Origin of the sequence: Providencia sp. PROV130 (assembly GCF_028482225.1) — a bacterium.
GTDB lineage: Bacteria > Pseudomonadota > Gammaproteobacteria > Enterobacterales > Enterobacteriaceae > Providencia > Providencia rettgeri.
The window spans coordinates 136396-159651 of sequence record NZ_JAMPQC010000019.1 but is presented as its reverse complement, the minus strand read 5'-3'; the positions used below and the strand labels follow the sequence as shown (position 1 = coordinate 159651).

At 41.9% G+C, this 23256-nt stretch carries 17 protein-coding genes, 1 tRNA gene and 1 pseudogene; 10 read left to right on the top strand and 9 right to left on the bottom strand.

The annotated features are described in order from the left end of the window. From PSF28_RS13810 to PSF28_RS13780, 7 genes and pseudogenes are all read right to left on the bottom strand, one after another. Positions 1–1737, bottom strand: a complete 1737-nt coding sequence (locus tag PSF28_RS13810; RefSeq protein WP_272685202.1) for an OmpA family protein — start codon at positions 1735–1737, stop codon at positions 1–3. Positions 1738–1739: 2 nt separating this feature from the next. Beyond that, on the bottom strand, positions 1740–2396 hold the full coding sequence (tssL, locus tag PSF28_RS13805; protein WP_210836355.1) for a type VI secretion system protein TssL, short form: 657 nt from the start codon (positions 2394–2396) through the stop codon (positions 1740–1742). Next, complete coding sequence (gene tssK / locus PSF28_RS13800) at positions 2393–3730, bottom strand: type VI secretion system baseplate subunit TssK (protein ID WP_210836358.1); 1338 nt, start codon at positions 3728–3730, stop codon at positions 2393–2395. Before tssK ends, tssL begins: the two co-directional genes overlap by 4 nt. Positions 3731–3752: 22 nt before the next feature. Next, a complete protein-coding gene (gene tssC, locus PSF28_RS13795) occupies positions 3753–5297 on the bottom strand; it encodes a type VI secretion system contractile sheath large subunit (protein ID WP_210836360.1) in 1545 nt (514 codons plus the stop codon). Positions 5298–5316: 19 nt separating this feature from the next. Then, positions 5317–5814 (bottom strand): type VI secretion system contractile sheath small subunit, encoded by a 498-nt coding sequence (gene tssB, locus PSF28_RS13790; RefSeq protein ID WP_210836361.1) that lies wholly within the window; start codon positions 5812–5814, stop codon positions 5317–5319. 700 nt (positions 5815–6514) lie between these two features. Further along, positions 6515–6628: pseudogene (locus PSF28_RS13785) on the bottom strand (Arm DNA-binding domain-containing protein); the annotation flags it as partial. Between the two features lie 176 nt (positions 6629–6804). Further along, a tRNA-Arg gene (locus PSF28_RS13780) sits at positions 6805–6879 on the bottom strand. Positions 6880–7232: 353 nt separating this feature from the next. On the opposite strand from PSF28_RS13780, the gene mlaA reads away from it, so the two are divergent. Continuing rightward, positions 7233–7985: a phospholipid-binding lipoprotein MlaA gene (mlaA, locus tag PSF28_RS13775; protein ID WP_004912414.1), complete on the top strand. Its 753-nt coding sequence runs from the start codon at positions 7233–7235 to the stop codon at positions 7983–7985. A 571-nt stretch (positions 7986–8556) separates the two neighbouring features. On the opposite strand, the gene fadL is transcribed toward mlaA, so the two are convergent. Further along, on the bottom strand, positions 8557–9840 hold the full coding sequence (gene fadL, locus PSF28_RS13770) for a long-chain fatty acid transporter FadL (RefSeq protein WP_210836363.1): 1284 nt from the start codon (positions 9838–9840) through the stop codon (positions 8557–8559). Positions 9841–10193: 353 nt separating this feature from the next. Between fadL and PSF28_RS13765 the strand changes: the two genes are divergently transcribed. The 4 genes from PSF28_RS13765 to sixA all read left to right on the top strand — a co-directional run bounded on the left by PSF28_RS13765 (position 10194) and on the right by sixA (position 15131). Next, on the top strand, positions 10194–10490 hold the full coding sequence (locus tag PSF28_RS13765) for a YfcZ/YiiS family protein (RefSeq protein ID WP_210836365.1): 297 nt from the start codon (positions 10194–10196) through the stop codon (positions 10488–10490). A gap of 271 nt (positions 10491–10761) precedes the next feature. Further along, positions 10762–12081, top strand: a complete 1320-nt coding sequence (gene fadI / locus PSF28_RS13760; protein ID WP_210836366.1) for an acetyl-CoA C-acyltransferase FadI — start codon at positions 10762–10764, stop codon at positions 12079–12081. After that, positions 12081–14303: a fatty acid oxidation complex subunit alpha FadJ gene (gene fadJ / locus PSF28_RS13755; protein WP_272685201.1), complete on the top strand. Its 2223-nt coding sequence runs from the start codon at positions 12081–12083 to the stop codon at positions 14301–14303. Before fadI ends, fadJ begins: the two co-directional genes overlap by 1 nt. A gap of 345 nt (positions 14304–14648) precedes the next feature. Further along, positions 14649–15131, top strand: coding sequence for a phosphohistidine phosphatase SixA (gene sixA / locus PSF28_RS13750; RefSeq protein ID WP_272685200.1), 483 nt, complete (start codon positions 14649–14651; stop codon positions 15129–15131). A gap of 19 nt (positions 15132–15150) precedes the next feature. Here the strand turns inward: sixA and smrB are convergent, their stop codons facing one another. Next, a complete protein-coding gene (gene smrB, locus PSF28_RS13745; protein WP_210836373.1) occupies positions 15151–15693 on the bottom strand; it encodes an endonuclease SmrB in 543 nt (180 codons plus the stop codon). Between the two features lie 224 nt (positions 15694–15917). Between smrB and hutI the strand changes: the two genes are divergently transcribed. From hutI to PSF28_RS13720, 5 genes are all read left to right on the top strand, one after another. Continuing rightward, a complete protein-coding gene (hutI, locus tag PSF28_RS13740; RefSeq protein ID WP_272685199.1) occupies positions 15918–17156 on the top strand; it encodes an imidazolonepropionase in 1239 nt (412 codons plus the stop codon). A 264-nt stretch (positions 17157–17420) separates the two neighbouring features. After that, positions 17421–18158 (top strand): histidine utilization repressor, encoded by a 738-nt coding sequence (gene hutC, locus PSF28_RS13735; RefSeq protein WP_210836383.1) that lies wholly within the window; start codon positions 17421–17423, stop codon positions 18156–18158. Positions 18159–18481: 323 nt separating this feature from the next. Next, a complete protein-coding gene (gene hutU, locus PSF28_RS13730; RefSeq protein WP_272683803.1) occupies positions 18482–20161 on the top strand; it encodes a urocanate hydratase in 1680 nt (559 codons plus the stop codon). Positions 20162–20173: 12 nt separating this feature from the next. Beyond that, complete coding sequence (gene hutH, locus PSF28_RS13725; protein ID WP_109911528.1) at positions 20174–21706, top strand: histidine ammonia-lyase; 1533 nt, start codon at positions 20174–20176, stop codon at positions 21704–21706. Positions 21707–21795: 89 nt separating this feature from the next. Further along, entirely contained in the window at positions 21796–23187 is a 1392-nt protein-coding gene (locus PSF28_RS13720; RefSeq protein WP_272685198.1) for an amino acid permease, read from the top strand. Positions 23188–23256: the final 69 nt, after the last annotated feature.

The window sequence follows — 23256 nt, the reverse complement described above, 5'->3', positions numbered from 1 at the left end:
TTACTTCTCCTTTCGGGTCGAATGTGTGTCATCGTCCATCGGTGACACGGTTTGATTATCTGTCTCTTGGCAAGCATCTGCCTGAGGGATGAGTCGTATTTCAACGCGCCGATTCTTCGCTCGGCCTTCAGCGGTTTGATTATCGGCAACAGGGTTATTCTGGCCATCTCCTCGAACGGCAAAACAGGCTGGACTGATATCACTGGTCTTTATCATCCAATCTCTAACCGATTCAGCGCGTTTCAAGGATAGTGTTTGATTGAGTGCTGGGTTTCCGGTGTTATCGGTATAGCCAGAGACGACAATCAACCAACCGGGCTTCGCTTTAATATTGAGTAAGGCGTTGACTAAAACCTTGGTGGCACCTACTTTTAGCGACGATTGTCCCACATCGAATAGCGATAAGCTGTCAAGGCTGACCATTTCGGGGGCATTTTGAACAATGATAGGCGCAGGAGGTGGTGGGGGCGCCCAACCACTTAATAGTGCATGCAAGTAGGGTAATATTCTCGTTCCCTGATATAACGCTAAAGAATGAGAGGTTGGAACGCCTTCGCGTTCCCAGCGCGCTAATTGAGCAGCATCATCTTGTAGTTGTTGGTAAGCAGTCTGTTTTGGTGCAAGTGGTGTATCCGACAGTTGCGAAAAACGCGCAATATCTTCGCCAATATGACGAATGAGTTGCTGATTATGGTAGTAACTTCCGATTAATGTGCCTATTAAGAAAACACCAAAAATAATTCCGATAGCGCCGAGGGTTCTTTCTGTACGGCTTAAGCTAATATCATGATGTAAGCGACGCAACATTACATCGGGCAAAGGTAGCAAATCCGAGGTTTGAATTGATGAATATAGAGGCAGCATGGTTTTTTCTTGAATAAATTGCTGCCATAAATTGTTTGGGTGGCTAGTGATATCAATCCACTGAATAGCCCATGCTGAAGGGATTTGTTTCGGTGCTCCAGCTTGAGGTAGTATGAATTGAGGAACTAAAACTTGGTTTAGCCAGCTTTGTAAGGTATCTAGCCATAGAGAAAATTGCAGGCTTTGTTCTGATTGTCCGATATGCGTGGGTAGCCACACAGAGTAAGGGACTGACATTGCACCTTCTTGCTCTACCTGAAATTCAGTTTGGTGGCTGAGTAACGTCATCCAAGGTGTATGTTTATCATCAACTTGCATAGCGGTATCAGCGTGATGAGGTTTAGAAAGGTATACCGTCACCCAAAATGGTAATTTAACCCCTGTTTTTTGACGGCTTTCCCCAATAGCTCGACGCCAATTGAGTAGCGTTTGTGTCAGGGTTTCTTGTTGGGTAAGTTGCTCAGGTAATACAACATAAAGTAAGGATAAGTGCCCAGATAGCGAAGGCGCATATTCCACCAATGCGGCAATTAGATTAACGAGCTCAGTGGGTGCGGATACGCGGATATACCAACCTTGATTTGTTTCTCTGTGTAATTGGGCATCCAGAAATAGCGCTTGAGATTGACCACAGACTAAAATGACAGGCCCTTGATAATTATCAGCCGGAAATGCACCTGTATAATCATGTTCAGTGGATAACACTTGGCGTCGTTGTTTATATTGCCAAAACAGCATTCCACCCGTCAGTACTAAGACGAAGATGGAAACAAAAATGGTGACACTTTGCCCTAGAGACCAAAACCCCCAAAGTAGCCACAAGAAAAGCCCCGTAGCAAAAAGTGTCAGACACGGTTTGATTGGATTTTGCATGCCTATCCTTGTGTCATCCACTGTTGTAGTAAATGTTCTAGCGAAGCACTGAGCCCCCACCACATGGCGGCGAGTATGAGAATGCCGCCTATCCAACCAAACCAGTAAAGTCTGCGACGGCTAAACCGTAATTTAGGTTTTACGACGAGAGGTAATTCTGAAGTGACCAGATAGTCCGGAAGTTGAACATTCAGTTGAGCGACGATCCGCTCACGTTCTGGCGCTTCTTTTTGACGAAACTTACCGACAAACCCGAGCGTAAGCACACGATGAAAACAGAGCAAAACGTCAGGATTAGGCGCGGTTTCATTTAAAATACCGCGTAGGCGATCCCAAAGTTTGTCTCCCGCTTCTAATGTATTGAAGTAGCGGGCTTGCAAAGGAGATTGGATCCAAGTGTTGTACCCATCATCTTGGTGCTGGCGATTCATCACGCTTTCATCAATTAGCGCACATTGGGCATATTGCATATGTTCAATGGCTGATTCGGGGTAGCCATGTTCGAGCAATTTTTGGCGTGTTTCATCAATGAGTTGGCAAACGCGACGATAAAAACTATCACCTTGAGTGATGGCAGTGCCTTGATGTAATTGACAAACCATCAACCAAGTTTGAGCGAAGATCATATCGATAGTATGGTGCGATGTTGTATTGTTCATGAGCGAAGTACCGCAAATAGCTCTAATTGAATGTCACCTAACGTGCTTGGAACATAGAAAGCACATTGCCCTGAAGAGAGCATGGCTTGACCTGCAGGTGTTTCAATATCTAGCGCAAAATATTGATTCTCTAAACGAAGTGGAACCGCGGTTGGTACATGGTTGAGTGGTTTTAAGGGGATACCATTGAGTGCCACATTGACCACATCGGCAACATCATCACGACTACCTGCTTTGCACAGTAAAGGAAACTGAGCAATAAGCAGATGAGCAGGTAAAGATGAGCGAACGGATAAATAGAAATCCGCCTCTTCACGTAAGCGGCCATCATGAAGCTGCCCTTTCCAGAAAGGACCTTCTTTTACTAATTCAATACTGATAACACGCGAAGGTAAGCTGGCTTCAAGTAGCGTATTTAATAAAGAAAAAAGCGGTGGAAAAACCTGCTCAGGCTGCTCATGTTTGTATAGTGGAATATCTTCCAATTTATGTTCTAAAGAGAATGTTAATAAGCTCCCTGCTAAACGAGCAAGTTCTCGATAGAGTAATTCAGGATGACGATGTAATGCAGACCCGAGTTCATTGAGTACGGGTTCAGCGCTGTTTAGTGAATTCAATAGCCAAAATAATGAGACATCAGCAACGACAAAGTCGGCCATTTTTTCATTACTTTCGCGACGTAGAGCCATTAAACGGCGGCGTTTAGCCACTAATCTATGCATAAACTCAGAGAGTAATGAACGTAATTCAAGGCTACCCTGACAAGCAAGCAAGGGGGGAATAAAACGGTTGTCGAATTCCCACATCCCTTGAGCGTTGCGGATAAGCCGTGCAACCGGACAGGTCATATAGGCTTCATTCTCATCATGTGCAAAACGTAGCGTTGCCACATGACGCAATACGGCAATATCCGTTTCCTCATGTCCGAGCAGATCTTGAACTTTAACCCACTCTTGACTAAATCGACGAGGGCGATCAGTGCCCGCTTCAGAGGCTAAGTTGCCACCATTTGCTAGCATTAAAGGTAATGCTAAAACGATGTCTAATGACTGGCGGTCTGCGTAGTCAGCAAGGGATAACACCGGAGGAAGCGCATCAGCCAGAGTAGTGTCAATAAGTGTACCATCATGGAAACGCACAACCATTTTTTGTGCGCTAACGCGAGATAAGGTTAAAGCACTGGCATCAAATTCCGCGCTAATCACCCCCCACGTTGAGGCAATACCCATTTGAGCAACGACTTCAGCGACATGGTTGTCCCAGCGGGCTTGTTGTTGAAATTGCTGAGGGGCCAAAAAGGCCCCGTCTGTCCATAGGGGACGGTAGATTTTCATCCTGAATGACCTTTATGAACCGTTAGGCTTTGGCTTTAGGCATTTGTGAAACTAACGATAAATCAACATCCATACCTTCGACTTGGAAGTGTGGGACGGCATACAGTTTCACGCGGAAGAAGCCAGGGTTATCTTCAATATCTTCGACAACCACTTTTGCATCGCGTAAAGGATGAGAGGCTTGTAAATCATCCCCCGGATCGGTCATTTCAGTCACTAAACCACGCACCCAGTTGTTGAGTTCTAATTCAAGAAGGCGTCTATCTTTGGTGGTACCAATGTTTTCACGTTGGATCAGTTTCAAGTAATGTGCGATACGAGATAATAGGAAAATATAGGGCAAGCGGGCGTTGATTCGACTGTTTGCTGTCGCATCGGCGGTGTCATACAGTGCTGGCTTCTGGGCTGAGTTGGCAGAAAAGAAACAGGAATAATCACGATTTTTGTAGTAAGACAGCGGGATAAAACCAAGATTCGCAAACTCAAACTCGCGGGTTTCTGGGATCATCACCTCAGATGGGATTTTGACCTGACTACCTGTTCCTAAATCAAATAAATGAATAGGTAAATCTTTCACTGCGCCACCTGCTTGCGGGCCACGAATTTGCACACACCAGCCATTATTGATAAAGCTTTTTACCATATTAGCAGCAAAGGCAAATGTGGCATTCGTCCACAAATATTTCTCGTGATCTGGCCCTTTTACTTCTTCGACGTAATTGAAGCTACGAACAGGTACAGTATCTGGACCATAAGGTAGGCGACCCAATACACGCGGCATGGTTAAACCAATATAACGGGCATCATCCGAGTCACGGAAGGCTTTCCATTTGATGTATTCTGCACGGTCAAAGTAGTTACCAATATCTTTGATTGCAGCCACTTCTTCCATGGTTTCTTTACCAAAGAATTTTGGTCCAACAGAGCCAATAAATGGCATATGGGCAGATGCGGAGACTTTAGAGATACTACGTAATAAGGCGATATCTTGAGGGCTGCGATCGAATTCATAGTTAGAAATCATCGCTGCAATAGGCTCACCACCTGGAGTGTCATATTCCGCAATGTAGGTATGGTGGTAAAGGCCACTTTGGATAATTTCTGGGCTATCTTCGAAATCTTGGCGTAGGTCATCTTTGGCGATATCCAGTAGCTCAATTTTGACGTTTTGACGAAAATCAGTGCGATCAACGAGGAATTTTAAACCACGCCAAGTAGATTCAACTTTTTGGAAGTCTTGATGGTGCATCACTTCGTCAAGTTGTTGACTAATTTGATTATCAAGTTCAGCAATATGATGATCAAGTAAGTTGCGGTCTAAACGTTCCACTTTTTGACCGGATGATTTTAAACGGTCTAAAAAGACTTGAACAGCAACCGTGACACGTTCATCCGCAGTTGCATCCGCTAGTGCAGTATTATCTTGGAATTCATTAATATCACTAATTGTAGCAACAGGGGTTAAATTAATTTTTTCAAATAAAGAAGCATAAACACCATGATTAGACGTATCATCAAGTACAGTTGTTGCACCTTGGGTTGATTCAGTTTTTACAGACATCAGCATAATCCTTTAGTAATCCAAATTAATCTTTCTTCGGTGCAAGTTGGGCTAGCTCTTCGCGCAGTTCATCACTGAGTGTTGGATCCTTAAGGATATTTTCCAATTCACGGCGAAACGTGGCGTTATCGAGGAGATTAGATTTTAGGTCGCGTAGCAGATTACGCATGGCTAACATTGCGCGCAGTTGTGGGATTTGACGAGCCACTTGCTCGGGTTCAAAGTCCGCCATGTTTTTAAACGTTAATGCGACACTTTCTTCACTTCCATCCCCTGCTAAGGTGTTTTTAACCGTTAGATTGACTGACGGTGAGAATTCATTGAGGACGCTGTCAAAGTTATTTTTATTGATATTTACTTTTTCACGTTCAGATAGCGCACGATCATCTTGCCCATGACTATAATCACCAACCGCTAACAGCTTCAGGGGTAACTCGACTTTTTTCTGAGTCCCCCCCGTGTGCAGATCTAATTTAATATTAACCCGCGCTTTAGGGACTTCATTTTGAAAGCTATCTGACATGAGTGAATTTCCTTGAATTTTAACAGGTATATTTCTTGTATATTGTTAAATAGTTACAATTGAATTTGATATATTTAACTTATGTAATTATTTTATTTATATCTTCACCAAGTAAATAAATCAACTTTTCTTATCAATAAATGTGAATGCAAATTAATGTATTTTTTTGAGTTATCTTAGTTTTGTAATTTTAAAAACCAATAATATCAATATGTAATGGATTTTTTTCTTATGATTGTGATTATTCTGTGTCAATTAAACCTTTTTGTAACACTTTATTTCAAGTTGTTACAGAGTAATTCATAAGAATATTTACTCGTTTGTTGTGTGGGAACCCTAATTTTGAATAGAAAATTACTTTATTAAAAGGAATTGATGAGCCTTATGAAAAATCATCACTTTTAATGATCTTTGATAGAAATGCGTGACATCGAGCATTATTACGACCGCAGTAAAAAAGGGATATTGCAAAACAGCCACGGCCATTTGATGACAAACGCAAAAATTGGGTTGTCATCAATCTAAAACGCTATTTTGATGTGAGGATGAAAAGGTAAATACATCAAGCTTGCGTAAAGCTTTAAAAGAAGAATATGTTGCTGAAGTTTCAAGGCTGATTAATAAGGAGAATGGTGAGATCTCTGCGAAGGGCTCCAAATGATATTTTTTTCTCTTTTCCTGCAAATGGGTATTTCATTCACCAGTATTTTGAACCGTTAATAATGACTTGCAGGTATAACTCGTCTCAATCAGCCATCTTATAGGCTTTTTCTCTAGGCTTAGCTGTATCTACTTGACGTGCATTAAGTAGCATTGAGGGCCTGATTTTTTATTGAACAGGATGAGCCCCTATTTATTAAGCCTCCAATTATAAGTTGATTTAGGTTTTATTGGGTAGAAGCCGATTGACTTCATAATGCTTAAATAAAGAGATTTAATTGATTAGAAAGGATTTTTATTGAGTTAGGTAGACTTCGGGAGAGTTAGGCATGGTGTCCCCTGCAGGAATCGAACCTGCAACTAGCCCTTAGGAGGGGCTCGTTATATCCATTTAACTAAGGGGACTTTTGGCGTCATAATTGCGACAGCGAAGGCATTTTACTGTTCAGACCTAATTGAATCAAGTTGTTACGGGCAAATAATCGAATTTATCTACCATAAATATTTTTTTGACTGTTTTTTATTCGAAAATAGGGGGTTATCATTTTTAAAGTTGAGTGAGGGAACATTTCTGTTTTGTACTAATTGTTCAATTTTCTTATAATAAGAATATGATTAATTGGCTTATAATTAGCCTTTATGATAATCAAATAACTCAAAAGGATTAACATAATTCTTTTTTTAGCCTTACTATAAGCAAAACAGTTATTACAGTGGAAAGTACCGTAGTAGGACGGTGCAGGGAATGGAGAAATGTTATGAAGTTTCGCATGACGGGTGTTTTTCTGGCAGGGGTGCTGATTGCAGGTTGTGCAAGTAGCATTGACCCAGAAACACATGAGCGTTCAGACCCTTTAGAAGGGTTCAACCGAGCAATGTTTAATTTCAACTATAACGTCCTTGACCCTTATGTCTTGAGGCCTGTAGCGGTTGCTTGGAATGATTATGTCCCGATGCCTGCTCGTAATGGATTAACCAATTTTTTCGTTAACCTTGAAGAACCTGCAAGTATGTTAAATAGCTTCCTACGTGGTGAAGTGACTCAAGGTTTCAAACATTTTAACCGCTTTTTCCTTAATACCGTCTTTGGTATGGGTGGCTTGATTGATGTGGCATCAATGGCCAATCCTCAGCTAGTTAAGGAAGAACCCAAACGCTTTGGTAATACCTTGGGTTATTACGACGTGGGCTATGGTCCCTATGTGGTGCTACCGGGATATGGCAGTGCAACACCAAGGGAACAAGGTGGTGATTTAGTTGATGATTTATATCCAATGCTAAGTTATCTCACATTCTGGATGTCAGCAGGTAAGTGGGCACTGGAAGGAATTGAAACCCGAGCAAGGCTATTAGATTCAGATGGATTGCTGAAAAACTCTTCAGACCCGTACTTAATGATGCGAGAAGCCTATTTCCAACGTAATGATTTCTTATCAAGTGGTGGCGCGTTAAAAGCAACAGAAAATCCAAATGCGGCAGCGATTGAAGACCAGCTTGATTCGATAGATTAGTAAATTGAATTGTTTTGGAAGGTTTATCACTCTCTTGTATACGAATGATACTAGAGAGTGATAAATAAAAAGCTAATCATTGTCTCTTTTTCCTCGTTGAGAGATAGTGTCAATTAGGGCGATTACCCCTAATACACCAATAAAACCGACAGTAAACAGTGTTCCCATAAAACCTCCTAAGTTTTTGTCATTGTTGCCTCTTTTACATGCCTTCACGGCCGTAGCCAATAATAGAATATAGCGTGATTAATACAGTTTGATGAAAAGCCATACATATTAGTGGATATCATCAGTATAAATTATGCTATTGGGTTGTACTTGCAAATAAGAACATTCAGAGAATGAATTATAATTTAATGAAATATAAAACGAATTATCTCAAAAGTGAGGTTGTATCTATTTTATAAAGAAATGATAAAGTGAATTATATGTTTAACATTTAATTTACATATGATGTGGGTTAGGGTCAAGAAAATTTATGTTAAGTTTTGAAAATTAGTGGGATGGGAAAGTTGAAATCGAAAATAATATCAGGGAGAAAGCACTCCCTGATATTTAAAAACTCAATTAATTAGAATGCGTAGTTGAAGTTCACGCCGTATAACCAAGCGGAGCCTTCAGATTTGAAGCTTGTCATCGTGGTTGGATCGTCTTCTTTTAGTCTCTCATTAATATTGACTTTTTTGCCATGCATGTAAGCAATACCAACATCAACAGAGGCATTTTCATTAAAGGCATAAGTGGTACCTGCACTTAACCAGTAACGGTCTTGGTCAGGAATGGAAATTGAACGGTATTTGGCAGGTACAGGGCTTTCATCGTAAGCAATACCTGTGCGGAAAGTCCAATTCTCATCATAGAAATAGGTCGTACCCAGTGCTAAACGCCATGCATCCTTAAAGTGCTCTGGTTTATGGAATAGCTCTTTGCCATCACTTTTTTGATAGGCAGTTAAATCTTTAAATGTACTCCAGCCAGTATAGGAAGCACTGTAGTGAAGAGCCCATTTAGGTGCCACTTTATGGTAACCGGAAAATTCCCAGATATCTGGTAAGTTAAGATCAAGTTTACCTTTAACACTAGAACCATTTAGCCCGCCAACCATTGCTGGAAGGTCGTTTGAGAATTTACCATCTTCAAACTTAACTTTAACTTTCGAACGGTAAGTGAAGCTTAAACGGTTGTCTTGATTAAATTCATATAAGATACCGGTATTCCAACCGTATCCCCAGTCATCACCTTTAAGCTTGGCTGCAGTTGTGCTTGGCGTCACGCCTAAGAATGGTGGGATTTGTGAGGCTCCAACTCCCATATGACGCGTTATTTCGGCATCTGCATAGACAGCGTTAACGCCTAAACCAAAACTGAAATTATCATTGAAACGATATGCACCGCTCAAATTTAAGTTAACGGTTTTTAAATCAGTCTTACCACCAACAGGCCCACCAGCATAATCTTTAGGGAAATCAGTTGCTAAGCCAAAGTTGGTGGTCATTGATGTACCAACAGCCCACTTATCATTAATTGGGAAAATGAAATGGGCATTAGGTACAACTGCGCTTGGAGCAATATCATTGGAAGTAAAAGCACTATTATCGCGGCCTTTAATATCAACACTTGGGTCAATATAAACGGCACCAATAGAAAGAGAAGGGCGATCAAACAACATCATGGCAGCAGGGTTTCGGCTTCCCTCACTTGCGTTGTCGCCCATCGCACCAGCTCCCGAAAACGCGCGTCCCAGTGCGGATGTAGAATATTCATTAAGCAAAAAACCAGCCGCGCCTGCGTTGGATGATACAATTGCCACTGCTATTGCTAAAGCTGATCTAGAGAACAGGTTTTTCTGGCTCATGACCAAAACCCTCTTATGTTTTATTTTGAATAAAGCGACTTCTATCGCAAGAAGCGCAGAATTGTAGGGTCCCTTGCCGTTATGACAAATCAGACCAGTTACTAGAGTATAGGTCTGACCACCTGATATGTTGCAAGCTTGTTTTGCTATTATTGTGATATTGTTTTCAAAAATGCGACATATTTAACAAAATGGCAACATAAGCGGATAAGTTGAGAACAATAAGTATGCGAATACGGGGTAAGATCAAACTTATGTTTAATTATTAGCGATATATTTTGATACACACTAGTTTTTAGCACTTTTTCAGCGTTATGATAGCGACTTAACAGTTTGTTTATTTGGAGAGTAAAATGACTGATGCGATTAACCGTTGTAGCGCGGATGAAACCGCAGCCTGCTGCTGTGTAGATGTGGGAACAGTATTGGATAATAAAGACTGTACTGCGTCGTATCAGCATGTTTTTGCTACACAAGGTGAAGCTGAAACCATGCTGAAAACACTCACAGAAAAAGCAAAATCTGTTGAGTCTGATCCTTGTGTAATAACCCATTCTATTAAGCCTGTAGAGGGTGGTGCTGAGCTGACGGCTGAATTTAGTTTTAGCTGTGAAGCAGAAAGCTTAATTTTTCAATTAGGCCTTCGTTAATCAAACGTTTGAATTTGCTCTGATTTGCCTTTTATCGCTAAAACGGTGGTCTGATTAACACTCAGTGATAAAAGGCTTCCTTCATCCCCTCATTTTCCCTTACTGCAATTTGTTGCGTTTTTACTCTAAGTTGCGTACCTGCTCGCATTTTTTATTAATACCCATTGATAATTGTGAATTTTATGTTAACAATCATTACAGGTCAGACCTCTTTATCCGGTTAGTGAGTTAGTTAACTATAATTTTCATTTTTGCTTTAGCAGGAGCGACCATGAATCAACATCTCCACCATGGTGAAAATACAGATAAAACAAATGAAAGGATCGCCATTGTCAGTGGTCTACGCTTGCCTTTTGCAAAGCAATCTACGGCATATGCAGGAATTCCAGCAGTCGATTTAGGTAAAGCGGTAGTTGCTGAGTTATTAGCCCGTAGTGATTTAGACAAAAACCTGATTGAGCAACTGGTATTTGGCCAAGTGGTACAAATGCCCGAAGCGCCTAATATTGCGAGGGAAATTGTTCTCGGAACAGGTATGAGCGTCTCAACGGATGCTTATAGTGTATCCCGAGCGTGTGCGACGAGTTTTCAAGCAATTGTTAATGTTGCACAAAGTATGATGGTAGGTGATATTTCTATCGGTATTGCTGGCGGGGCGGATTCATCTTCTGTGCTTCCTATTGGCGTATCAAAAAAATTGGCAGAGACATTGTTAGCTTTAAGTAAAGCAAAGTCTGTTGGGCAAAAATTATCACTGTTAACGAAATTACGCTTGAAGGATTTAGCGCCTGTCGCACCGGGTGTTGCGGAATACTCTACGGGGCTACGCATGGGGGATACCGCGGAGCAAATGGCGAAAAGTTATCAGATCAGCCGAGCCCAGCAAGATGAACTCGCTCATCGTTCGCATATGTTAGCGGCAAAAGCGTGGGAAAATGGCGTTTTAAATGATGAAGTTATGACTACCTATATGCCTCCCTTTAAGCAAGCATTTTCCCAAGATAACAATGTGCGTACAAACTCAGTCTTGTCATCTTATGCGAAATTAAAACCTGCATTTGACCGCAAGCACGGTAGCGTTACTGCAGCAAATAGCACGCCGTTGACGGATGGTGCCGCTGCGGTGTTGATGATGACAGAATCTCGAGCAAAATCGTTGGGTTATACACCGCTTGGTTATATTCGAAGTTATGCGTTTTCCGCGATAGACGTATGGGAAGATATGCTATTAGGGCCTTCTTATGCCACACCACTCGCTTTAAAACGAGCAGGGTTATTGTTGCAAGACTTATCCCTGATTGACATGCATGAGGCCTTTGCTGCACAAACTCTTGCTAATTTACACATGTTTGGTAGCCGTAAATTCGCTCAAGAGAAACTGGGAATGGATCACGCAATTGGCGAAGTGGATATGGAAAAATTTAATGTCTTAGGCGGTTCTATTGCTTATGGGCACCCATTTGCGGCGACAGGCGCACGAATGGTGACACAAACCCTAAATGAGTTACGTAGACGCGGTGGTGGGTTTGGGTTAACGACAGCTTGTGCTGCGGGTGGTTTAGGTGCAGCAATGATTTTAGAGGTGGAATAATGGCTCAAAATTCTGCTATAGAAGTTACAAGAGAAAAAACACAACAGGCCTTTAGCTTAGAAATTTATGACGAAAATGTGGGGGTGATCTTCATTGATGTCCCCAATGAAAAAGTAAATACACTAAAAGCGCAGTTTGCGGAGCAATTCCTGGCGATTTTACAACAAGCGCAGTCTACCTCAGGTTTGAAAGGGCTAGTTATTACCTCAGGAAAAAAAGACAATTTTATTGCAGGCGCTGATATTAGCATGATAGCAGGCTGTGAAAATAAATCCCAAGCCAGTGAGCTGTCAAAAGCAGGTCACGTACTGTTTGATAAAATCGATAACTACCCATTGCCCATTATTGCTGCGATACATGGTGCGTGTTTAGGGGGTGGGCTAGAACTTGCTTTGGCATGTCATGCGCGGGTTTGTTCCAATGATGATAAAACCAAATTAGGCTTGCCTGAAGTACAATTGGGGTTATTACCTGGCTCCGGGGGAACTCAGCGTTTACCTCGGTTGATTGGTATTCCGCATGCATTGGATTTAATGCTGACAGGCCGCCAGCTAAAAGCTAAACAGGCGCTGAAAATAGGGTTGGTTGATGATGTGGTTCCTGAGCCTATTTTACTCGACGTTGCGGTGAAAATGGTGAAAAAAGGGGGTGTTCAGCGTCCCGCTATCCATTGGCAACAGCGTTTATTAAGCAGCAAATTACTACGTAATAAAGTGTTTGAGAGTGCCAAACAAAAAACACTAAGCAAAACTAAAGGCCATTATCCAGCCCCAGAAAAAATTATTCATGTTGTGAAAACCGGCATGAATAAAGGTTTGCAAGCAGGCTATACGGAAGAAGCGAAAGCTTTTGGTGAGCTCGTGATGACACCAGAGTCTGCTGCATTACGTAATTTATTTTTTGCGGTTACTGCATTAAAAAATGAAACGGGGGCACAAGCAACACCATTGAAAATTGATCAAGTTGGTGTACTTGGCGGCGGGTTGATGGGGGGAGGAATTGCTTATGTCACCGCTTTTCAAGGTAAATTACCTGTCCGCATAAAAGATATTTCAGACAAAGGTGTCACACAAGCCTTGCGCTATAGCTGGGATCTACTGACTCAGCGAGTTCTCAAGCGGCGGTTATTAGCCCGAGAACGTGCAGCTGTTATGGCTAAGGTATCAGGCACATTAAATTATCAAGGGCTTGAAAATGCAGATATTGTTATTGAAGCGGTATTTGAAGATCTAGCACTGAAACAAAAAATGGTTGCTGAAGTTGAGAAAATGTCGAAACAGAAAGTCATTTTTGCTTCTAATACATCATCTTTACCTATTCACCAAATTGCACAGAAAGCGACTCATCCCGAAAGAGTGATTGGCTTACACTATTTTAGTCCCGTCGATAAAATGCCTTTAGTTGAAGTGATCCCTCACCAACAAACAGATGAAACTACAATTGCGACAGTGGTTACTTTAGCGAAACGCCAAGGTAAAACAGCGATTGTTGTCGGGGATGATGCAGGCTTTTATGTCAATCGCATTTTAGCGCCATTTTTATGTGAAGCCGCGCAATGCCTTGTTGAAGGTGAATCAATTGAACACATTGATCGCGCTTTAGTTGAATTTGGCTTCCCTGTTGGGCCATTTAATTTGTTAGATGAAGTGGGCATTGATGTAGGAACAAAAATTTTACCGATTTTAGTTGAACGTTTTGGCGAGCGTTTTAAGGCGCCTGATATCCTCGACAAAGTGGTTAAAGATGACCGTAAAGGTAAGAAAAACGGCAAAGGTTTTTATGAATATGGTCATCACACCAATAAGTTGTGGTTTTGGAAAAAAGCCAGTAAACGTCAAGTTGATAAAACCATTTATTCACTAATTGAAGTGGTTCCCAACAATAAACTGACTAAAGCGGATATTGCACAGCGCTGTGTCATGATGATGCTTAACGAAGCTGCCCGCTGCCTTGATGAAAACATCATTAGAAATGCTCGTGATGGGGATGTGGGAGCGGTATTTGGTATCGGTTTCCCGCCCTTCTTTGGTGGTCCGTTTAGGTATATGGATAGCCTAGGGATTGCAAAAACGGTGGAAACTCTGAATAACCTCGCCGTGAAATATGGTGATAAATTCCAGCCTTGTGAATTGCTATGTGACATGGCAGAGAATAATCGAACCTTTTTTTCTGCCAATGTAGAAGGTGGGGTTGATGTAATAAAACCAAGTAATGAACAATAATGGCGTGGTGAGCTAGCCTATTAACTGTTTGTTGCTTTGTTCAATAAAACCAATCAATGCCTGATACCAAACATATTTTTGGTTATCAGGCTTTTTTACGTAAAGCTCGTATGATTAGAATAAATCATTATATTAAATTTAACTAATTGATAATAAATACTAAAATTTAACATGCGACATGGCCTGCTAAAAAAACATACACAAAAATTTACTCAAATCATTTTCTTTGTTGATCATTTCATGCAGAATCACATTTCACCCCAACTGATGGTTACTTTTACAACAATTAGCTTAACAACAAAAGAATAACCGCCTTAATCAGGTAGGTTACTCAGATGGTGGATTATGCAAGTTTATATTATGCGTCACGGTGATGCAGCGATACACGCGCCTAGCGATGCTGAGCGCCCATTGACACAAAAGGGAAAAGACGAGTCAGTATTGATGGCTCAATGGCTACAGAATCAAGGTATTAAAATTGATTCGGTATTAGTGAGCCCCTATTTAAGAGCAGAACAAACTCGGCAAGTTGTGAGCCAGCACCTTGATTTGCCAGCAAAGTCGGAAGTTTTAGGGCAATTAACGCCAGGAGGGAATGCCGCATTTGTGGCTGACCATATTCGGGATGTTGCTGTGCTAGGCGCAAATGCGATATTGGTTGTATCTCATTTGCCACTGGTTGGCTATTTAGTGTCGGAGTTGTGCCCACATAAAGAACCACCAATGTTCACGACATCAACAGTGGCATGTGTTGATATTGATGTGGCTCATCAAAAAAGTCAGTTTGAATGGATGTTGAGCCCATCTCAATTGCTATTTGCTAAATAATACAGAACAACATGAGCGCTTAGCGGCGAGCGCTCTCAGCAGTTTCTATAAGCAGCAATAAGGCTGCATTACCGCCCCATTCTTTAGGTGCTTGGTGAAAAGCAATAATATCAGGATGTTGGGCAAGCCAGAGTGGTGTTTGCTGCTTTAAAACATGTTTACCATGGCCGTGCATAATGCAGGCGCAATAGACATTTTCACGCTTACAGGCCGCAATAAGCGCGCCAATTTCTTGCTTTGCTTCCATTTGTGTTAAGCCATGTAAATCTAAAAACAACTCCGGAGCGTAGTCGCCGCGGCGAAGTTTTTTTAATTCATAAGGGTTAGCATCAGGCCTTAAATAACGCGTTGGGCCTTCATTTTCAAGTTGAGGTTGAAATTCATCTGAAAAATAAAAAGAGGCGTCAACCTGTTCCTGTATGATTTTTTTATTGGATGGTTGTGTCACTTTGGCGCGGACAGGTGCGTGCAGGACTTGGTCCTGACGGATTTTTTTTGCTCCATTAATGGCTTCTTTGAAAAGACGAACATCTTCATCTTCTAGACCAAATTTTTTCTTCATAATTTTACTAATATATTTTTGTGATTAATTTTTCTGGTTGGTAGTGTAACTCATTTTTGATGAATGGTGATAATCGCAGATTGTTCGTGTGAAGTAACATATTTATAACCTTTTTACAGGTAAGCATTGACAAAAGGGGGCTTGCTAGTCTAATTGTATATACATATCTATACGATTTATTAATGCAATGAATAAAACTGAATTCAATAACAATAGGAAAAGCGATGGTATTCAAAACACACTCTCGGGATGTCGTTTGGCGTAATGGCCGTATTGCCACTATGGATCCAGTACTATCAGCCCCTTATGGACTGATTAATCACCATGATTTAGTTATTCGTGATAATAAAATAGTTGCAATTGTTCCTACTCAAGACATTGAATTGAATGACTGCGAAGTTATTGATGTCGAAGGTAAATTAATAACTCCTGGATTAATCGATTGCCATACACATTTAGTTTTTGGCGGCGACCGAGCTTCTGAATGGGAACAGCGAATGAATGGGGTTTCTTATGAAACTATTAGTGCGCAAGGTGGCGGAATTAATTCGACTGTGCGTGAAACCCGCAAAATGAGCGAGAACGAATTATTTGATCGGGCAAAGCAAAGGCTCGAAGCATTAATTCAAGAAGGTGTCACAAGTATTGAAATGAAATCAGGCTATGGGCTCGACTATGAAAATGAAGAAAAACAATTATTAGTCGCAAAGCAGTTATCTGCACAATATCCTATTTCAGTCAGTTCAACTTTACTTTCTGCTCACACCGTCCCCGCTGAATATAAAGATAAACCTGATGAATATATTGATTTGATTTGCCAAAAAATCATGCCTGAATTATGGGAAAAAGGCCTGTTTGAGGCAGTAGATGTTTTTTGTGAAAGTGTGGGATTTTCCCTTGCTCAAAGTGAAAAGTTATTTTCAGCGGCTCAGAAGTTAGGGATCCCAGTAAAAGGGCATGTGGAGCAGTTATCAAACTTAGGTGGCAGCGAGTTGGTTGCCCGCTACAAAGGTTTGTCGGTTGACCATATTGAATATTTGGACCTAGAAGGGATTAAAGCACTTAAAGCGAGCGGAACCGTAGCCGTCTTATTGCCGGGGGCATTTTATTTTTTACGGGAAACCAAACTACCACCAATTGAGCTGTTACGGGAACATGACGTTCCTATGGCGGTCTCAACAGATTTTAACCCAGGTACCAGCCCTTTTGCCTCATTGCGTATTATTATGAATATGGCGGCCGTATTATTTAAGCTGACACCTGAAGAGATATGGGCAGGGGTGACACGTAACGCTGCGAAGGCGTTAGGCCGCGAAAATAGCCATGGGCAATTAAAAGTGGGTTTTGTTGCGGATTTTGTTGTGTGGAATGCGCAAGAGCCTGTAGAAATGATTTATGAACAAGGGAGTAACCCACTGTTCATCAGAGTACATGAAGGCAAAATTACCCATCGTAACGGCTGAAATGGGTGGGCTGCAGTTCTAACCATAACAATAATGAATAGCGGTGAATGAGGTTGTTTGCCGCTTTTTACCCTAAAAATTTGCTGTTTTTTGTTTGTTTTTATTAAAATTGCATCATTTAATTATGTTAATGCTTAATAATTAAGCATGATGTTTTTATTCGCGACTGTCAGGATAAAAAATGTCCGATAGCACTAAGGTCGTGTTGTATGCTATTCAACGAATAGCATATTAATACTTAAGATTTTAATCATTAAATTGGAAATGACTGTGACAGCCGATAAAAAGGATAAACAAGGGACACCACTCCCGCTATATTTGCAAGTGAAACAATCGATAATTGAAAAGATCCACACCGCAGAATGGCAAGCAAATGACCGTATTCCATCCGAGTCTGAGCTCGTGACACAGTTTCAATGTAGTCGAATGACTGCTAACCGGGCACTACGTGAATTAACCGCTGAAGGGTTATTGGTTCGCTTGCAAGGTGTGGGAACCTTTGTGGCTGAGCCAAAAGGGCAATCTGCACTATTTGAAATACACAGTATTGAAGCGGAAATACTAGCAAGAAACCACAAATACAGCTGCAGGATAATTAAGCTCGAAGAAATTCAAGCGTCGCCCGCGCTGGCAAATGAGTTAAATATCAGCCCAGATACCATGGTGTTCCATTCGATTATTGTCCATTTAGAGAATGATGTCCCTGTTCAAATTGAAGACCGATATGTCAATGCGTTAGCAGCTCCGGATTACTTACAGCAAAATTTTTTATCGATTACACCACATGATTATTTGTCTCAAGTGGCTCCTTTAACACAAGGGGAGCATATTGTGGAGGCAGTGGAGGCAGATGAACGTTCCGCGAGGTTATTGCAAATTAATACAGGTGCATCTTGCTTGTTAATTACAAGACGTACTTGGTCTCAGTCCTTTACGGTGACAAGTACAAAATTATTGTTCCCGGGTCACCGTTATAAGCTGAAAGGCAGTTTCACGTCATAAGTTTTTTTCACCACGTCAAAGCATGGGCGGAATGATATAAAACATATTTTCCGCTTATCATATCGAGTGTATGCCTTCTCTACCTATTTTGTGTGAATTTATTGTAAATCAAATGTGATCTGGCAAGCAGATTTAGAATAAAGAAAATACAGCAAAATATCAGATAATTTATTTATTTCATTGTTTTATTTGACTAAAAATATTTTTATATCATATTTTTTTAATCTTTATGTTAAAAGATTAATTGATCGTACATGTATATACAACTATATCTATAGGAACAAGAAAAGGTAGCTAATGGACAGATAAAAGAGGGTATACAAGTGACAGCACTGAATAATAAATATCGAAATATCGAAATTAGGGCACCGAGAGGGAATACATTAAATGCCAAAAGTTGGCTGACAGAAGCTCCATTACGCATGTTAATGAATAACCTTGACCCTGATGTTGCAGAAAACCCTCATGAATTAGTGGTATATGGCGGTATTGGGCGAGCAGCACGTAATTGGCAATGCTATGACCAAATTGTCGAGTCCCTGAAGCAGCTTGAGAGCGATGAAACGCTGCTGGTTCAGTCAGGTAAGCCTGTCGGTGTTTTCAAAACCCATGAAAATGCGCCACGTGTTTTAATCGCCAATTCAAATCTCGTACCACATTGGGCAAATTGGGAGCATTTCAATGAATTAGATGCGAAAGGTCTTGCCATGTATGGGCAAATGACCGCAGGTAGCTGGATCTATATCGGTAGCCAAGGCATTGTTCAAGGAACGTATGAAACCTTTGTGGAAGCCGCTCGCCAGCACTTTAACGGTGATTTAACTGGGCGTTGGGTATTAACAGCAGGGCTTGGTGGAATGGGGGGAGCCCAACCTCTTGCTGCCACACTGGCGGGTGCCTGTTCATTGAACATTGAGTGCCAACAAAGCCGTATTGATTTCCGTTTAAGAACTCACTATGTGGATGAACAAGCGGCTGACCTTGATGATGCGTTAGCGCGTCTGAAAAAATACACATCGGAAGGAAAAGCCATTTCTATTGCACTATGCGCCAATGCCGCTGAAATTCTTCCTGAGCTTGTCAAACGTGGGGTAAAACCAGATATGGTGACCGATCAGACAAGTGCTCATGACCCTTTGAATGGTTACTTACCCATTGGTATGAGCTGGGAAGAGTACCGTGAACGCAGTGTTCAAGACCCGCAAGCCACTGTATTGGCTGCAAAAAAATCTATGGCTGAACATGTTAAAGCGATGCTGGCATTTAAACAGCAAGGCATTCCCACCTTTGATTATGGAAATAATATCCGTCAAATGGCTCTGGAAATGGGCGTAGAAAATGCGTTTGATTTCCCCGGTTTTGTACCTGCTTATATCCGCCCGCTATTTTGTCGCGGTGTTGGTCCATTCCGCTGGGTTGCGTTATCAGGAGATCCTGAAGATATCTATAAAACAGATGCGAAAGTGAAAGAGTTACTGCCGGATGATAAACACTTGCATCGCTGGTTGGATATGGCTCGTGAACGTATTAGTTTCCAAGGTTTGCCAGCGCGTATTTGCTGGGTTGGTCTTGGGGATCGCGCTAAATTAGGTTTAGCATTCAATGAGATGGTAAGAAGCGGTGAGGTTTCAGCGCCGATTGTTATCGGTCGTGATCACTTAGATTCAGGTTCAGTAGCCAGCCCAAATCGTGAAACAGAATCAATGAAAGATGGTTCTGATGCAGTTTCAGACTGGCCATTACTTAATGCGTTATTAAATACAGCCAGCGGGGCAACGTGGGTGTCTTTACATCACGGTGGTGGCGTAGGTATGGGCTTCTCTCAGCACTCTGGCGTGGTAATTGTGTGTGATGGAACGGATGAAGCAGCAGAGCGCATTGCCCGAGTACTGCACAATGACCCTGCAACTGGTGTCATGCGCCATGCCGATGCAGGCTATGACATTGCTATCGCATGTGCGCAGGAAAAAAATCTTAATTTACCGATGATTAAAACACGTTAAGGAGTGCCATTAATGACTAAGTTAACTATTCACCCAGGAAAAATGACACTCGAAGACCTGCGTATTGTTTTCCAACAATCGGTAACAGTGGCATTAGATAAACGCGCTCACGGTGCTATCGAGAAAAGTGTTGCGACGGTCAATAAAATTATTGAAGAAGATAGAACCGCTTATGGTATCAATACCGGCTTTGGTTTACTTGCTAATACGCGTATTGCGACTAAAGATTTACAATCATTACAACGCTCTATTGTGATGTCTCACGCTGCTGGTGTGGGTGAACCGTTAGATGATGACCTCGTGCGCTTAATCATGGTTCTCAAAATTAATAGCTTAGCGCGTGGTTTTTCAGGGATCCGCCTTGAAGTCATTAATGCTTTGATTGCATTAGTAAATGCGCAAGTTTATCCATTTATTCCTGCGAAGGGGTCAGTGGGGGCTTCTGGAGACTTAGCGCCATTGGCTCATATGAGTTTAATTCTGTTAGGAGAAGGAAAGGCGCGTTACGAAGGCAAATGGATTTCAGCGAAAAAAGCGTTAGAAAAAGCAGGGTTAGCGCCACTAAAATTGGAAGCCAAAGAAGGTTTAGCGTTATTAAACGGCACGCAAACATCGACGGCTTTCGCGTTGAAAGGGTTATTTGAGGCAGAAAAATTGCTGCTATCTGGCATTGTTTGTGGTGCGCTTAGCGTTGAAGCCACATTGGGCTCTCGCAAACCCTTCGATGCTCGAGTGCAAGAAGTTCGAGGGCAAAAAGGGCAAATTGATGTTGCGGCGATGTTCCGTGATGTTTTATCACCGACCAGTGAATTGGCGAAGTCTCATGAAAACTGTGTAAAAGTGCAAGATCCTTATTCATTACGTTGTCAGCCGCAAGTGATGGGCGCTTGTTTAACCCAAATTCGCCAAGCAGCTGAAGTGATATTAATTGAATCGAATGCTGTGTCGGATAACCCGTTAGTCTTTACTGATAATGGCGATATTATTTCAGGCGGTAACTTCCATGCAGAGCCTGTCGCTATGGCAGCCGATAATATTGCGTTGGCATTAGCAGAAATCGGTGCGCTATCCGAACGCCGCATTGCATTACTGATGGATACCCACATGTCACAGTTGCCACCTTTCTTAGTGAATAACGGGGGGGTTAACTCAGGATTTATGATAGCTCAAGTCACCGCGGCTGCATTAGCCAGTGAAAACAAAGCATTAGCCCACCCTTCGAGTGTTGATAGCCTGCCGACATCAGCCAATCAAGAAGACCACGTGTCGATGGCGCCAGCGGCGGGTCGTCGTTTATGGGAAATGGCAAAAAATGTCACAGGTATTTTAGCTATTGAATGGCTTTCAGCGTGTCAGGGAATGGATTTCCGTGAAGGTTTGAAGTCGAGCGAAACCTTGGAGAAGGCACGTAAAACATTGCGTGACCAAGTGGCTTACTATGATAAAGACCGTTATTTTGCCCCTGATATCGAAGCGGCAATTAATTTAATTAACCAATATAAACTGTCTGCGCTGTTCAAGGCTGGCGCTGTTTTCCCTAACTAGTTTATCAAGCAAATAAAAGGTGGCCGGCAATGTACTGGCCGCCTGAAGTATTTATCTGCACGACAATAAAATAATACGAAGGATAAATCATGCAAAGCACATCACAACTTGCGCGAGGGCTTTCTGCGCGTCACATTCGATTTATGGCTTTAGGTTCTGCGATTGGTACAGGTTTATTTTATGGTTCAGCTAAAGCAATAGAAACCGCTGGGCCTGCGGTATTACTCGCTTATATTATCGGCGGTGCCGCTGTATTTATGGTCATGAGAGCACTGGGTGAAATGGCGGTCCATCGACCACTTGCGGGGTCGTTCTCACAGTACGCCAGCCATTATTTAGGGGCGAGAGCCGGTTTTTTTGCGGGTTGGACTTATGTTTTTGAAATGCTCATTGTTTGCTTGGCAGACGTGACGGCATTTGGTGTATATATGAAGCTGTGGTTTCCTGAGGTTGCACAGTGGATCTGGGTGTTGAGCATTATTTTCTTTATTGGTGCAATAAACCTATGCCATGTGAAAACCTTCGGCGAAATGGAGTTTTGGCTGTCAATCATTAAAGTTATCGCGATTATTGCGATGATTGTTGGTGGTGCCGCCATAATGATGTTTGGTTTTGGCCAAGCGGCTGACCATGCAGTTGGGGTATCGAACTTATTTATTCACGATGGATTTATGCCAAATGGTATTGGTGGGGTGATTGCGTCCTTTGCAGTGGTGATGTTTGCGTTCGGAGGTATTGAAGTTATTGGTATTACAGCGAGTGAAGCGAAAAACCCTGAAACCACGATTCCAAGAGCGATTAATGCAGTACCAATTCGTATCTTACTGTTTTATGTTATGACTTTATTTGTCTTGATGTGTATTTACCCATGGAACCAAATTGGGCAGCAAGGTAGCCCGTTTGTGCAAATTTTCGATAGCTTAGGTATTCAATCTGCGGCGAATATCTTAAATATTGTGGTGATCACTGCGGCAATTTCGGCAATTAACAGCGATATCTTTGGTGCTGGGCGTATGATGTATGGCATGGCACATGAAGGACAAGCACCGAAAGCCTTTACTAAGCTGACAAAAAATGGTGTGCCTTGGATGACGGTATTAGTGATGGTCGCGGTATTGCTGGTGGGTGTGGTATTGAACTATGTCATCCCTGACGATGTGTTTGTGGTGATTGCGTCAATTGCGACGTTCGCAACGATTTGGGTATGGTTGATGATTTTACTGTCGCAGTTTGCAATGCGTAAAAAAATGTCGCCAGAAGAAATTGGCCAATTAAAATTCCCTGTACCTATGTGGCCTGTCGCTCCTATTTTAGCTATCGCATTTATGGTATTTGTCTTTGGTGTCTTGGGGTATTTTGAATCGACACGAATTGCATTATATGTCGGCGTTGTTTGGTTAGTATTACTGACTATCGCCTATGCACTTTGGGTAAAAAAGCCAGCGAAAGAGGCGGAAGTGGTACTGCAAAACGAAAGTTAGTATCGTGACTTCTTTGCTGAACTGGTTATTTTTCTTCACGCCCTTTAGCTAAAATAAAGGGCGTTTTTA

Bases quoted from the DNA above. Each gene is read 5' to 3' on its own strand.
- PSF28_RS13810 (WP_272685202.1), bottom strand. From the start codon at position 1,737: ATGCAAAATCCAATCAAACCGTGTCTGACACTTTTTGCTACGGGGCTT.
- tssL (WP_210836355.1), bottom strand. From the start codon at position 2,396: ATGAACAATACAACATCGCACCATACTATCGATATGATCTTCGCTCAA.
- tssK (WP_210836358.1), bottom strand. From the start codon at position 3,730: ATGAAAATCTACCGTCCCCTATGGACAGACGGGGCCTTTTTGGCCCCT.
- tssC (WP_210836360.1), bottom strand. From the start codon at position 5,297: ATGCTGATGTCTGTAAAAACTGAATCAACCCAAGGTGCAACAACTGTA.
- tssB (WP_210836361.1), bottom strand. From the start codon at position 5,814: ATGTCAGATAGCTTTCAAAATGAAGTCCCTAAAGCGCGGGTTAATATT.
- mlaA (WP_004912414.1), top strand. From the start codon at position 7,233: ATGAAGTTTCGCATGACGGGTGTTTTTCTGGCAGGGGTGCTGATTGCA.
- fadL (WP_210836363.1), bottom strand. From the start codon at position 9,840: ATGAGCCAGAAAAACCTGTTCTCTAGATCAGCTTTAGCAATAGCAGTG.
- PSF28_RS13765 (WP_210836365.1), top strand. From the start codon at position 10,194: ATGACTGATGCGATTAACCGTTGTAGCGCGGATGAAACCGCAGCCTGC.
- fadI (WP_210836366.1), top strand. From the start codon at position 10,762: ATGAATCAACATCTCCACCATGGTGAAAATACAGATAAAACAAATGAA.
- fadJ (WP_272685201.1), top strand. From the start codon at position 12,081: ATGGCTCAAAATTCTGCTATAGAAGTTACAAGAGAAAAAACACAACAG.
- sixA (WP_272685200.1), top strand. From the start codon at position 14,649: ATGCAAGTTTATATTATGCGTCACGGTGATGCAGCGATACACGCGCCT.
- smrB (WP_210836373.1), bottom strand. From the start codon at position 15,693: ATGAAGAAAAAATTTGGTCTAGAAGATGAAGATGTTCGTCTTTTCAAA.
- hutI (WP_272685199.1), top strand. From the start codon at position 15,918: ATGGTATTCAAAACACACTCTCGGGATGTCGTTTGGCGTAATGGCCGT.
- hutC (WP_210836383.1), top strand. From the start codon at position 17,421: ATGACTGTGACAGCCGATAAAAAGGATAAACAAGGGACACCACTCCCG.
- hutH (WP_109911528.1), top strand. From the start codon at position 20,174: ATGACTAAGTTAACTATTCACCCAGGAAAAATGACACTCGAAGACCTG.
- PSF28_RS13720 (WP_272685198.1), top strand. From the start codon at position 21,796: ATGCAAAGCACATCACAACTTGCGCGAGGGCTTTCTGCGCGTCACATT.